The 12908-nt window shown below is 73.2% G+C and carries 13 protein-coding genes; 6 read left to right on the top strand and 7 right to left on the bottom strand.

Features of this window, described 5'->3' with window-relative positions; all coding sequences use genetic code 11:
* Positions 1-134: 134 nt before the first annotated feature.
* From J2W21_RS09020 to J2W21_RS09010, 3 genes are read right to left on the bottom strand one after another with little or no spacing between them, the layout of a single operon-like run.
* Positions 135-1724: an ABC transporter permease gene (locus tag J2W21_RS09020; protein WP_307114167.1), complete on the bottom strand. Its 1590-nt coding sequence runs from the start codon at positions 1722-1724 to the stop codon at positions 135-137.
* Positions 1721-2716 carry an ABC transporter ATP-binding protein gene (locus J2W21_RS09015; RefSeq protein ID WP_307114166.1) on the bottom strand — a complete coding sequence of 332 codons (996 nt, stop codon included), beginning with the start codon at positions 2714-2716 and terminating at the stop codon, positions 1721-1723. The genes J2W21_RS09020 and J2W21_RS09015 overlap by 4 nt, the downstream gene beginning before the upstream one ends.
* Positions 2717-2728: 12 nt before the next feature.
* Positions 2729-3172, bottom strand: coding sequence for a GNAT family N-acetyltransferase (locus J2W21_RS09010; RefSeq protein WP_307114165.1), 444 nt, complete (start codon positions 3170-3172; stop codon positions 2729-2731).
* A 1145-nt stretch (positions 3173-4317) separates the two neighbouring features.
* Between J2W21_RS09010 and J2W21_RS09005 the strand changes: the two genes are divergently transcribed.
* Complete coding sequence (locus tag J2W21_RS09005) at positions 4318-4815, top strand: uracil-DNA glycosylase (protein ID WP_307114255.1); 498 nt, start codon at positions 4318-4320, stop codon at positions 4813-4815.
* 87 nt (positions 4816-4902) lie between these two features.
* Here J2W21_RS09005 and J2W21_RS09000 read toward each other — a convergent pair whose 3' ends face one another.
* On the bottom strand, positions 4903-5049 hold the full coding sequence (locus J2W21_RS09000) for a hypothetical protein (RefSeq protein ID WP_307114164.1): 147 nt from the start codon (positions 5047-5049) through the stop codon (positions 4903-4905).
* 63 nt (positions 5050-5112) lie between these two features.
* Here J2W21_RS09000 and J2W21_RS08995 point away from each other — a divergent pair, with 63 nt between their 5' ends.
* The 3 genes from J2W21_RS08995 (at position 5113) to J2W21_RS08985 (ending at position 8182) form a co-directional block, all read left to right on the top strand.
* Positions 5113-5508 (top strand): RNA-binding S4 domain-containing protein, encoded by a 396-nt coding sequence (locus tag J2W21_RS08995; protein ID WP_307114163.1) that lies wholly within the window; start codon positions 5113-5115, stop codon positions 5506-5508.
* A gap of 54 nt (positions 5509-5562) precedes the next feature.
* On the top strand, positions 5563-6564 hold the full coding sequence (locus tag J2W21_RS08990) for an aldo/keto reductase (protein WP_307114162.1): 1002 nt from the start codon (positions 5563-5565) through the stop codon (positions 6562-6564).
* Positions 6565-6688: 124 nt separating this feature from the next.
* Positions 6689-8182 carry a DUF5129 domain-containing protein gene (locus J2W21_RS08985; RefSeq protein ID WP_307114161.1) on the top strand — a complete coding sequence of 498 codons (1494 nt, stop codon included), beginning with the start codon at positions 6689-6691 and terminating at the stop codon, positions 8180-8182.
* A gap of 1 nt (position 8183) precedes the next feature.
* Here J2W21_RS08985 and J2W21_RS08980 read toward each other — a convergent pair whose 3' ends face one another.
* Complete coding sequence (locus J2W21_RS08980) at positions 8184-9398, bottom strand: aminotransferase class I/II-fold pyridoxal phosphate-dependent enzyme (RefSeq protein ID WP_307114160.1); 1215 nt, start codon at positions 9396-9398, stop codon at positions 8184-8186.
* Between the two features lie 24 nt (positions 9399-9422).
* Entirely contained in the window at positions 9423-9659 is a 237-nt protein-coding gene (locus tag J2W21_RS08975; protein ID WP_307114254.1) for a metal-sensitive transcriptional regulator, read from the bottom strand.
* A gap of 354 nt (positions 9660-10013) precedes the next feature.
* Between J2W21_RS08975 and J2W21_RS08970 the strand changes: the two genes are divergently transcribed.
* On the top strand, positions 10014-10832 hold the full coding sequence (locus tag J2W21_RS08970) for an oxidoreductase (RefSeq protein ID WP_307114159.1): 819 nt from the start codon (positions 10014-10016) through the stop codon (positions 10830-10832).
* A gap of 60 nt (positions 10833-10892) precedes the next feature.
* On the top strand, positions 10893-11423 hold the full coding sequence (locus J2W21_RS08965; protein ID WP_307114158.1) for an SRPBCC domain-containing protein: 531 nt from the start codon (positions 10893-10895) through the stop codon (positions 11421-11423).
* Between the two features lie 104 nt (positions 11424-11527).
* Here the strand turns inward: J2W21_RS08965 and J2W21_RS08960 are convergent, their stop codons facing one another.
* Entirely contained in the window at positions 11528-12874 is a 1347-nt protein-coding gene (locus J2W21_RS08960) for a serine/threonine-protein kinase (RefSeq protein ID WP_307114157.1), read from the bottom strand.
* Positions 12875-12908 lie beyond the last annotated feature (34 nt).

Raw genomic sequence — 12908 nt, 5'->3', positions numbered from 1 at the left:
TGAGGTGCTTCAGGGAAGGACAGGGGGAACGCGGCGGGCCCCCGGGGCGCCCGGCGCAGGTCCGATGTGGAGTCCAACGCGGGGAGGCTGCCAATTCTTCCAGACCGTGGGCGAATCGGACAGGCGCGGGAGGCTCAGGCTCCGCGGATGCTCCGCGCCCGGTAGCCGAGGAGGGCCGCGGCGAGGAGGGCTGCCGTGATGGCGAGGATCCACGCGACCGGTGCCCAGTTCGCGTCGGCCGCCTTGACCCGGGGGATGACGTGGAACGGGCTGGTGTCCAGCAGCCAGTCCGGCGCCTTGAGCACCGGGCCGAAGACCGTGACGAGGAGCCAGTAGACCACGAGGAGCCACGCGATCCACCGCAGCACCGGCGCGGCCCCGACCAGGGCGAGGCCGGCGGCGGCCGCGAGCCACAGTGCTGGAAGGGTCGCGAGCGTCTGGCGCATGATGTCGCAGGCGCCGATCTGGGCGCCCGTCGCATCCGCGGTCGTCGCGAGCACGACGCCGCCCACCGCCAGGGTGGCCGACGGCGCGAGGAGCGCGGCCACGGCGGTGGGGACGAGGTAGCCCTGCCTCGAGACGGCGGTGGAGAGGATCCACTCGGCGCGGCCCTCCTCTTCCTCGGCGGCGAACCGCGCGGCGACCTGGATCCCGAACACGGCCCCGGTCAGCGCCAGGATGAGCAGGAGCAGCGAGACGAACGTGAACGTCAGGTCCGCCTCCGTCGCGGCGTGGGCGGCCAGGAGCTGGCGGATGAACGCGTTGCCCTCGTAGAAGTCCCGCAGCGTCCCGGTCACGAGCCCGTACACGAAGCCGAGGAACACGAAGGCCGCCGTCCAGGTCAGGGTCGGCGCCCGGTAGAGGGCGGCCGCATGGCCCCACACCCCCGCGCGCCACCGGGAGGGCCCTGGGCGCTCCCGGACCAGTCCCGCGCCGTAGTCACGCCGCCCGGCGAGCCACGCCCCGACCCCTGCCGCCGCGGCGCCAGCGGCGACGAGCAGCGCGAGCGGGGCCGGGCTGAGCCCGGTGGCCGGGCGGACGAGCTCCGCCCAGCCCAGCGGGCTCGTCCACAGGGCCCATTCCCCTCCCGTGAGCGTGTCGGCGAGCCCGCGCGCCACGTAGGCGAGGACAAGGACGGCCGCAGCGAGCGTGTTGGCCGTGCGGGCATACGAGCCGATTTGGCAGGTGATCGCCGCGATCCCGGCGAACGTGAACCCCACCCCGCCGATGAGCGCGCCGAGCGCGAACGCCTCCTGGACCGCGGCACCGGACGCGGTGAGCGTGGCGCCGATGGTGACGGCCACGGCGGCGGATGCGATCCAGGCGAGCAGGACGGCGGCGGCGAGGCGCGCGTGCTGGCCCACCGCGCCCGAGTCGATGAGCTCCGCCTGCCCGGTGTCCTCGGCGCCCCGCGCGTGCCGGGTCACGGCGAAGACGGCCATGAGCGCGGCGAAGAACATCGCGAAGACCTGCATGCGCCACGTCGTGAAGCCGAAGGGGTCGTCGAGGCGGTCCGCGGGGCCGAGCAGGAGCATGAACGCCGGGTTGGTGCTGAGGCTCTGCTCGAGCGCGCGCGCCTCGTCGGGCCCCGAGAACACGGTCGAGTAGCTGTTGTACACGCCGAAAGGGAAGAGCGCGATGATGAGGACCCACGGGGCGAGCCGCAGCTGGTCGAGCCGGAGCGCGAACAGGAGCAGGCGCCCCGTGCCCGCGAACCCGCTCATGGCTCCTCCTGCCCGGGCCCGCCGCGGTGGCGACCCCGCGCACGACGGCGAGTGGCGGCGTCGTGCGTCCCGCCCGCCTTCCCCTCGGTGCCGGGCGGGAGGCGGTCGCCGTAGTGCTGGAGGAAGAGGTCCTCGAGGCTCGGCGGGGTGACCGTCAGCGCGCGGAGGCCGTGGGCGGCCAGGGCGTTCATCGCCGTGCCGAGCCCCTCGCCGTCGACGCTGAAGCGGACGCGGCCGTCATCGATGTGCAGGTCCGCGACGCCGGGCAGGGCAGAGAGCGCCTCGGGCCGCGCCTCGCCGTCCTCGAGCGTCGCAGCAACGGTGGTGCGGGCGCGGACCTGCATCTGCTCGAGCGTGCCGGTCTCGATGACCCGGCCCTGGCGCACGATGCTGATGCGGTCCGCGAGGGCCTCTACCTCGGCGAGGATGTGGCTCGAGAGCAGCACGCTCCGGCCCGCGGCCTTCTCCCGCCGGATCTCCTGGCGGAACAGCGCCTCCATGAGCGGATCCAGGCCCGCTGTGGGCTCGTCGAGGATGAGGAGTTCGGCGCGGGAGGCGAGGGCGGCGACGATCGCGACCTTCTGCCGGTTGCCCTTCGAGTAGGCGCGGCCGCGCTTGGACGGGTCGAGCTCGAAGGTGTCGATGAGCTCGGCCCGGCGCCGCTCGTCGAGGCCGCCGCGGAGGCGCCCGATGAGGTCGATGGCCTGGCCGCCGGTGAGGGAGGGCCACAGGCTCACGTCCCCGGGAACGTAGGCGATGCGGCGGTGGAGGCGCACCACGTCGCGCCACGGGTCCCCGCCGAGCAGCTCGACATGGCCGGCCTCGGCCCGGAGCAGGCCGAGGAGGATCCGCAGCGTGGTCGACTTGCCTGCCCCGTTCGGCCCCAGGAAGCCGAGGACCTCGCCCTCGCGGACCTCGAGGTCCAGCCCGTCGAGGGCGCGCACCCGGCCGAAGGTCTTCACCAGGCCCGTGATGCTCACCGGGGTGACCATGTGCCGGGCCCTTCAGGCGAGGTCGTAGACGACGACGGTGGTCCCGGGCTCGAGGCGTGCTCCCGTGGAGCGGTAGGTCGCCAGGGCCGCCTCGTTGTCCCGATCCGCGGCCGTCCACATGCCGTAGCACCCCGCCTCGCGGGCGATCTCCGCGAGGGCGTTGACGAGGTGCGAGGCCACGCCTCGGCGGCGCCAGCCCTCGTCGACCGCGAGCTCGTAGAGGAACATCTCGGTGCCCTTGTCCGGGTGGGCCGTCTCGACGCCGCTCACGAACCCGATCGCCCGGCCGTCCGCGGTCTCGGCGAGCAGCAGGTGGTGGCCCGGCTTGGTGAGGAACTCCCGCGCGCCCGCCTCCGTGACCGGCGCGTCGAACAGGTCCGAGGCGGCGGTGAGCCGGCCGGCGTCGTGCGGGCCGAGGCGGCGGAGTGTGATGTTGGGCGCGTTGTCCGCATCCACGGCCCGAGCTTACGCGCTCCGCCACGGAAGGTGAACCGGGGGCGACCTCAGGCCCAACTGCAGCTTGCTACACTCGGACAGCTGAGCCACCCACGGCTCGCCACCCCACGACAGCCCGACACGGACGCAGCCCCCCTTCGCGCCCGGAAACGGCGTGCGCCCGAAAAGAGGAGATCCCCGACCTCATGACCGCTTTGGCCGAGCCCGACTACTACGACGACTTCGACTCCGACTTCCGCTCCGAGCTCGACGCGAAGTACGAGGAGGGGTTCGGCTACAGCCCCCACATGGAGGACGAGGACGACGACGGGCTGGATGACCTCTTCGCCGGGATCTTCGACGACGACGAGGACGACGACGAGGAGCCCGTGAGGCCCAAGGCCGCGCCGAAGAAGGCCGCCGCGGCCAAGGCGTCCTCGGGACCTGCCGCGCCGAGGGGTGCCACCGCCAAGGGCAGGCCCGCCGCGTCCGAGGTGGTCGTGACGACCATTGCCGAGCGCCGCTCTGCCGCCGCCGAGGAGCCGGCCGCCCCGGGGCCCGCTGCCGCGGCGCCTGCTGTGGCCGCTGCCGAGGTGGCTCCCGAGGTCGCGCCGGCTCCTGCTGCCGAGTCGGCTTCTGCGGACGATGACGTCGCTGCCGCGGCCCGCCGCGCGGCCGAGAAGGCCCGCGCCGCCGCCGATGACGCCGCTGCCGCGGCCAAGCAGGCGGTCGCGCACGCCGTGGCCAAGGCCGCTGCCGCGAAGGCCGCCGCTGCCGAGGCGTCCGCCGCGGAGCAGGCCGCCCAGGCAGCGCTCGACGCCTCGACGGCAGCAGAGCAGGATGCCCTGCGCGCCGCCGCCCAGCTCGAGCTCGTGCTCGCCGCCGGGGTGACGTCGGCGTCCCTGGACCCGACCTCGGCGTCAGACGGGGTGACGTCGGCGTCCCTGGACCCGACCTCGGCGTCCTCCGGGGTGACCTCGGCCGACGAGGAGGAGGAGCCCGTCGCCGCGGAGGACGAGGAGCCGGCGGCGGAGGCCGAGCCCGCCGCTGCCGCTGACGTGGCGCCCGGCGACCCGAACTTCGCCCCCCACATCGCCCCGGTCAACCAGCACGTCGAGTTCCTGCGCAAGCTGCGGCCCGGCTTCGAGGTCCCGTACGTCGACCCCATGCACTCGGTAGAGGAGTGCCGGATCGTGAGCCTGTTCTCCAACACCGGCGAGGCGAGTCCGCGCGGCTACGTCTGGGCCGGCGACGACGCCGCCGCGACCCGCCTGCTCGGGCTCCAGTACCAGCTGGGCCTGCGGCCGGAGTGGATCATGCCGTGGAACGCCTACCCGTGGTTCACCCCGGGCGAGGCCAACGGCAAGCTCACCCCCGAGCAGCTGCACGCCGGCCTCAAGCCGCTGCTGACCTTCCTCAAGACCGTCCCCAGGGTGTCCGCGATCGTGGCCCACGGCACCGAGGCCAACCGGCTCGCCCAGATGCTCCTCAAGACGGACAACCCGCTCATCTGGCGCCGCGGCCTCAAGGTCTACAAGGCCCGCGCCCTCCACGGGCGGGCGTTCGCCGGCTCCAAGGAGCGCCAGACCGAGTGGCTCATCGAGATGGGCCGCGCGTACGCGGACGCGATGGCCCGCGCGGGCCTGCAGGCCGGCCGCCAATAGCCCACCGGCTCCCGCAGCAGCCCAGAGGCACGGAAGCGGACGACGGCGGCCACCCGGCCGGCGTCGTCCGCTTCCGTTGCGTGAGGGCTACTTGCTGCGGGGCTTGCGCAGGTGCGCCACCGGATCGGCGTCCAGGGCGACAGCCCTCTTGGCCTTCTTCGCCGCGCGCTGCTCCTTGATGGTCTTCGACGGCTTCTTGTGGGTCTCGGGCTGGTGAGGCTGCTTGTCAGGCATGTCAGAGCTCCTTTGATCGTCCCCCGATTCACACGACGATACGCCGGTAGGATGCTGGGCACCATGCCTCCTTCCAACGCACCTGCATCGTCCCCCTCGGCCGTGAGGATCGACTCCTGGCTTTGGGCCGTGCGCGCCTTCAAGACGCGCTCCGCCGCCACGGCCGCGTGCCGGGCCGGGCACGTCCGGCTCAACGGCAACGCGGTCAAGGCCTCGCAGACGGTGGTCCCGGGAGACACGATCCGGCTCCGCCAGCCGGGCTTCGAGCGCATCCTCGAGGTGCACGTCCTCATCGTCAAGCGCGTGGGCGCCGAGGCGGCCTCGAGGTGCTACACGGACCACACCCCCGAGCGTCCGCCCGCGCCGTTCCTCGGCCTGCCGCAGCGCGACCGCGGCGCCGGGCGGCCCACCAAGAAGGACCGGCGCGAGCTGGAGCGGCTGCGCGGCGAGCAGCACTAGGCCCCCGGGGTTCCGCCCGGGATTCCTCCCGGGCGGATCTGACAGGATCGGAGGATGACCTCCACTCCACGAACGATCGCCGGAACCGACGTCGGCCCCGTGGGCTTCGGCTGGATGAACCTGAGCCAGTCCTACGGCCCCCTGCCCTCCCGCGAGGACGCCGCCAAGCTCCTCCTGCACGCGCTCGATGCGGGCGTCACCCACTTCGACACCGCCACCATCTACGGCGCGACCGCCAACGAGACCCTCCTCGGGGAGACGCTCGCGGGGCGCCGCGACGAGTTCTTCCTCGCCTCCAAGGGCGGCATGTCCTCGCTTGAAGGGCGCCGCGTCATCGACGGCCGCCCCGAGGCCCTGCGCGCCCACGTCGAGGCCTCGCTCGCCCGGCTGCGCACCGAGAGGATCGACCTCTACTACCTCCACCGCTGGGACCGCACGGTGCCGATCGAGGAGTCCGTCGGGGCGCTCGGCGAGCTCGAGCGCGAGGGCAAGATCGGCGCCGTCGGCCTCTCCGAGATCGGCGCGGACACGGTGCGCCGCGCCCACGCCGAGCACCCCGTCGCCGCGCTGCAGAACGAGTACTCGCCGTGGACGCGCAACCCCGAGCTGGGCACGCTGGAGGCGTGCCGGGAGCTGGGCATCGCGTTCGTCGCCTTCAGCCCCGTGGGCCGCGGCGCCTTCGGCGGGGTGCTGCGCGACCCCGCCGCGCTGCCGGACTGGGACCTGCGCCGGTCGATGCCCCGGTTCGACGCCGAGCACTGGCCCGCGAACCTCTCCCTCCTGGACCGGTTCGGCGAGCTCGCGCGCGACGCCGGCTGCTCGCCCGCGCAGCTCGCGATCGCCTGGGTCCTCTCCCGCGGCGAGCATGTCATCGCCCTGCCCGGGACGCGCAGCGCGGCGCACCTCGACGAGGACCTCGAGGCCGGGTCCCTCGAGCTCCCCGCGCGGGTGCTCGCCTCCGTGGACGAGCTGGTCAACGAGCGCACGGTCTCCGGCGGCCGGTACTCGCCGGCCGCGCAGGCCGACGTCGACACGGAGGACTTCGCGGCCGCCTAGACCGGGCCCGCGGATCCGCGGGGCGCGCCTCGACGCCCGCAGGGGACTTCTCCCCTGCGGGCGCACGACGGCGTTGCGTAGGCTGGCGTTGTCGGCCCACCCGGGCCGCGCAGAGGGGGATGTCGTGGGTCGGTTCGTGGGGGGCGCCGTGCGGGCGCTCGTGGCCGGGGGCGCTGCCCTGCTTCTCGTCGCCGCCTGGCTGGCGGCCGCCTCGGGGGCGCTGCTCGTGTCCGCACCGCCGGCATCCGCGGTCCCGCCCACCCAGATCGTGGTCGAGGACACCGCGGGAGCACTGTACCGGGCGCAGCTCGACCCGGCCCTCGCGAAGATCTCCTTCTACGAGCCCACCAAGGTCGTGGTGTTCACGCGCGCCGGTGCGGCGGCGGACAACCTCAACGAGGAGGTCCTGCGGTACGCGCGGGCCAACCATCCCGAGTGGATCAGCGCCGACGGGCAGAAGTGGGCCGATGGGCTGTTCATCTTCGCCCTCGACACGACCGGGCGGCACGTCGGGACGTACTTCGGCGAGGACCGCAAGGTGGGCCTGGACGAGCAGAAGGCGATCCAGGACGACACCAAGGACCTCTTCCGCGCGGCGCAGTGGACCGACGGGACGATCGCGGGCGTGAAGTCGGCGGCATCCCGGATCGGGCGGCCCTGGTACCTCTCCCCCGCGTTCCTGATCGGCGGCGGGATCGCCGGCGTCGTGGTCCTCGGGGGCGCGGGCGCGTGGGCCGGCGTGCGGGCCTGGCGCCGGCGGAAGTTCGCGGAGGCGCTCGCCTCCGGGGACCGGTCCTACTCCTCCGTCACCCTCGCGCTCGACGAGACCGAGCTCAACGCCTCGACCATCCCCGCCGACTCCTCCTACGGCGGCCTCGTCCTCGAGCGGTGGGAGGGCTTCCGGGCGAAGCACCGCGAGGCCACCAGGCTCCGGGACCGCCTCACCCCCATGACGGCACGGGAGCGTTCGAGGTCCGCCAGTGTCAAGGAGGCCCGGAAGTACGAGGAGCTCGCCCAGACCCTCGATGGGCTCGACGATGCGATCGCGGACACCAACTCGATCCTGAACCGGGGCTCGAGCTGGCGCTCCGCGTGGCAGCGCCAGACCGAGGACCTCACCGGCCAGCTCGACGGCGTGGACACCATGCTCGCGGCCAAGACGACCGCGGGCACGCCCGAGAGCGCCGCCGCGCTGCAGTCCGGCGTCGCCCTCGCCCGGGCCGAGATCGAGCGGCTCGGGGCCGGGCTCGAGGACGGGACGCTCACCCCGGAGGCGGCCCTCGACGGGCTCAAGGCCCAGCGCGAGCAGATCGGCGCGCTGCTCGGGGCGCACGCCGAGGCCGTGATCGACCAGCACGCCAGGACGCAGAAGGAGAGCGACCTCATGCACGCCAAGCTCGCGGCGTCCACGAAGTCCTGGCGCAGCACGCACCGGACCCAGGGCAGCATCCTCGACGTCGCCTACCCGCAGCTGCCGGTGATCAGCATCTGGAGCTTCAACACCGGCATCGCCGCCGGCTACTCGGCCGTGGACTCCGCGCGCTCGTCCTCCTCGAGCACCGGCTACGGCAGCAGCGGAGGGAGCTTCTCCGGCTCGGGCAGTTCGTCCAGCTTCTGAATCAGGCGCCCTGGAAGCGCAGGATCCGCTCGATGGCAGCCTCGACCGCGGCCTGGCCGGCCGCGAAGGAGAGGCGGACCGCGCGGGTTCCGTGGACGGCGTCGAAGTCGGTGCCCGGCACGAGCGCCACCCCCTCGGCCTCGAGCAGCGCCCGGGCGTACTCACGCGAGTCGCCGAACCGGGCGAGCTGGTCGCCGAGCTCGGCGTAGAGGTAGAACGCGCCGTCGGCCGGGGCCGCCGGGCCCCAGCCGAGGGCCGGCAGCGCGTCGAGCAGCGTCTGCCGGGTGCGGGCGTAGTCGGCAACCCATGCGTCGGCCTCGGCGTAGGACTGGAGGGAGAACGCCTCCACCGCGGCGAGCTGGGACGGGGCCGGCGGGCACAGGGCCACGTTGCCGCCGAGGGCATCCACCGCGCCGACCAGCTCCTCCGGCACGAGCATCCAGCCGAGCCGCCACCCCGTCATGCCCCAGTACTTCGAGAAGCTCGAGATCACGATGGCCTCGCGGTCCAGCTCCCACGCGCACACGCCGTGCGGGCTGTGCGCGTCGGAGGCCGTGCCCGTGCCGGGGTAGGTGATGCCGTGGTAGATCTCATCGCTCACGAGCCGGACGCCGTTCGCCGCGCACCAGTCCGTGAGGGCGGTGAGCTCGGCGCGGTCCACCATGGTGCCGGTCGGGTTGGCGGGCGAGGCGAGCACGAGGCCGGCGAGGGGCCCGTGCTCGGAGGCAGCGGCGTCGAGCATCGCCGGGGTGGGCTGGTAGCGGGAGGCCGGGCCGGCGTCGAGCTCGACGACCTCGCAGCCGAGCGCGGCGAGGATGTTCCGGTAGGCCGGGTAGCCCGGGCGGGCGAGCGCCACCCGGTCCCCGGCCTCGAAGGCGGCGAGGAAGGAGAGCAGGAAGGCTCCAGAGGACCCGGTGGTGACGGCAACCTGGCCGGGATCCACGGCGAGGCCGTACCAGCGGCGGTAGTGGTCGGCGATCGCCGCGCGCAGCTCCGCGGTGCCGAGCGCCGGCGTGTAGGTGAGGGCCCGGCCCGATGCGTGGATCTGCGCGGCCTTCGCGGAGACCGCGGAGGGCGCCCCGCCGGAGGGCTCGCCCGCGCACAGGCTCACGACGTCGCGGCCCTGGGACCTCAATGCGTCGACGCGGGCCAGGATGTCCATGACCGCGAACGGGGGCACCTGGGAGCGGGACGAGGCGGCGAAGCGGGAGCTCATGCGCCCCAGCTTGTCATACGCGGCTCAGGCGAGGCTGAGGAACATCTTCTCGAGCTCGGCAATGTCGCCGCCGCGCTCAGGGTGGGCGAGGCACTGCTGCAGGTTCGTGGCGATGATGCTGAATCCGGCCTTGTCCACTGCGCTCGAGACGGCGGAGAGCTGCGTGACGATCGCCTTGCAGTCCTGGCCCTCCTCGAGCATGCGCACCACGGCGTTGAGCTGCCCCTGGGCGCGCTTGAGGCGGTTGATCGCGGCCCTCATCGACTCCGGCTCGACATTCACGGCGTTCCTCCTTCTGGCACGGCCTGCGCGACAGGCACCTTCCAGTGTACCCCGGAGGGTATTTTGCACATACCCTCTTGGGTATCGCATACTGGAGGCGGGTACCGGGACGCCGGTCGTGGTTTTCATAATTACTGTTGGGTAAATTGGGGGGACCGCGGGCGCCGAGCCATGGTGGGAGCCCCCCTTCCCACCATGGCCCGGGGCCCTCGCGGTCCCGCCCCTCCGCCGTGCCCGAGGCTGTGGTCGGTCGCGCGGATGAACGCGACGCGCATCGTCGCAGGGAAGACCATCGCGTGTCCTTTCCACGCCGCCTCAGGGTAGCGTGGCGGCATGCAGGTTGCTCTCGTCACAGGCGCTTCGAGCGGAATCGGCGAGGCCACCGTGCGCGCCCTCCTCGGTGCGGGATACACGGTCTACGCTGCGGCCCGGCGCGTGGAGCGCATGGAGGCCCTCGCGCACGACGGCGCGCGCCTCCTCTCGCTCGACGTCACCGACGACGCCTCCCTCACCGACGCCGTACGGAAGGTCCTCGGCGAGACGGGCCGGATCGACGTCCTCGTCAACAACGCCGGCTACGGCTCCTTCGGTGCCCTCGAGGAGGTCCCGCTCGAGGAGGCCCGGCGCCAGTTCGAGGTCAACGTCTTCGGCCTCGCACGCCTGACCCAGCTCGTCCTGCCGGGCATGCGGGAACGCCGCTCCGGGACGATCGTGAACGTGTCCTCGATGGGCGGCCAGTTCTACGAGCCGCTCGGGTCCTGGTACCACGCGACCAAGTTCGCGGTCGAGGGCCTCTCCGACTCGCTGCGGATCGAGCTGCGCCCGTTCGGCGTCCGCGTCGTGGTCATCCAGCCCGGCGCCATCCGGTCCGAGTGGAGCTCGATCGCCCGCACTTCACTCCTCGAGGTCTCGGGCCACGGCCCGTACGCCAAGGGGGCGCGGCGGGTGGCCAGCGTGATGAAGACGGCCTATATGCCAGGAATGGCATCACCACCGGAGGCCGTCGCGGGAGCCATCCTGCAAGCGGCAACATCCCACCGGCCGCACGCGCGGTACCGGGTCGGAGCCGGGGCCCGGCCCCTCCTGGCGCTCCGGAAGGTCCTCCCGGACCGGCTGTTCGACGGGATCGTCCGCGCGATCTACCGCCACTGAGGCGAGGCCCGCCACCGGGCAGGCTTTATATTCTCCTATGCGCATGTTACGGAGCACGACATGGAAGAGCTCGACGGCCAGTATGCCGAGATCGAGGGACGCGGCCTGGTGACCTTCATCCGCTCCTACGAGGCCGGTGCCGGGCAGCTGTGGAACGCGGTGGCCACCGCCGGGGGACTCGACGGGTGGTTCCCCTCCCGCGTGGCGGTGCATCCCGAGGCCGGCACGGTGTCGTTCAGCGGCGACCCGAACGCCGAGGCGAGCAGCGGGAGGATCCTGGACTGGGAGCCGCCGAACCGTTGGGCGTTCACCTGGGGCGGCGACCTCCTGGAGTTCGCCGTCGAGGGCACCCAGACCGCCGCGGAGCTCACGCTCCGGAACTGGCTCGCGGACTCGGCGACGGCCGCGCGGAACGCCGCCGGCTGGCACGTCTGCCTCCGGGAGCTGGAGAGGAAGCTCGGCGGCGCCCCCGCCGCCGGACCGCATGCCGCTTCCGGAGCCCAGGGCCCGGCCGACTGGCGGACGCTCTACGACGGCTACGTCGCGGCAGGGCTCCCGAGCGGTGCTCCCATCCCGGGTCAGGCCCCCTAAACCCCCAGCCCGTTTCGGGTACGCATCTCGTCGCGGTTTTCCCGTTTCGGGTACGCATCTCGTCGCGGAATTGGCGATTCGGGTACGGGGGAGTCGTCCCTCCGCTACCCCCCGGAACCGCGCGGGGGCGCCTCGTGGGGCTTCTTCTCCTTGCCCTTGACCTTCCCCTCACGGGGCGCGGGGACGGACATGGACGCCGGGGATGTCAGGGCAGGATCGGGGGCTGCCGGGTCCTCGGAGGCCCCCGTAGCGGGCTGGGCGGGAGACGCTGGTGCGGGCTGGACCGGCCCCGACGGCAGCATGGCCGCGCGGAGCGCCAAGGGCACCACCACGAGCAGCACGGCGATGATTCCCACCACGACCGCTGCCCTCACGAGGGCCCGGCCCTGGGTGCGCCGCCGACCGGGGCGCGCGCCCGCCGGCGGTGTCGTCGCTCGGGGCCCGGGGGCGGCGGTCCGTTGTGTCCCCGGGGCATCCGGGCCCACAACGGGGGTGCGGGCTGTCGTGGGACGGGTGTCCCGGGCAGGGAGGACGCGCGTGGGCGAAGGATGCGAGGCCGGAGGAAGGACTTCCGTCGCCCCGCTCTGCGCCGGGCCCGGTCCCGCGGCCGGGAGCTCACCGCGGAGGACGCCCAGGACCTCCGCCGCGGTCGGCCGGTCTGCAGGGTCGCGCGCCGTCATCCGCGCCAGCAGGGGAGCCCAGAGTTCACCCAGGTCATCGGGGATCCTCGGGGAGCGCAGGAGCCGGGCGACGGCGGCCTCCACGGCGCCTCCCGTGAATTCCATGGAGCCCTTGAGGCACTCGAGCAGCACCAGACCGAGAGAGTAGATGTCCGACGCCGGACCGACCTTCTCGCCCCGTGCCTGTTCCGGGCTGAGGTAGTTGGCCGTGCCGATCGTCGTGTTGGTGACGGTGAGCCGCGATGCGTCGGTGAGCCGTGCGATCCCGAAGTCGGTCAGCTTCGCGGGCTGGCGCCGCCCCGGTGCCGGGTCGGGCACCAGGATGTTGGCAGGCTTGATGTCGCGGTGGACGATCCCGAGGGAATGCACGCAGGCCAGCGCACCGGCGAGATCGAGACCGAGCTGCCGCACGTCGTCGTGCGTCAGCGGGCCGGAGGCGAGCCGCTTCCGCAGGTCCGTGCCATGCACGAATTCCATGACGAGATAGGCCACGTGGTGGGTGCCGTCGTCCTGCGCGTCGGTGCCGGCATCGTAGAGCCGCACGAGGCTGGGGTGGTTGAGGCGGGCGAGGACCTGCATCTCACTCCGCCGGCGCTCCTCGCGACGGGGATCGGAGGCATGGGCGCGGAAGGTCTTGACGGCCACATCGCGGCCCAGGACTTCGTCGCGGGCCCGGTGGACGGTGGCCATCGCCCCGCTGCCGGCGAGTTCGAGGAGCCGGTACCTGCCGCCGACGAGGACGGGGTCCGACCCCGTGTCGCTCTCGGCCACCTCGTGCCCCTCCTCGCCCTGCCGCATCCGGTAG

Origin of the sequence: Sinomonas atrocyanea (genome assembly GCF_030811715.1) — a bacterium.
Classification (GTDB): domain Bacteria; phylum Actinomycetota; class Actinomycetes; order Actinomycetales; family Micrococcaceae; genus Sinomonas; species Sinomonas atrocyanea_A.
Note: the sequence above shows the minus strand (reverse complement) of the source record. Positions and strands in the feature narration are given on the sequence as shown.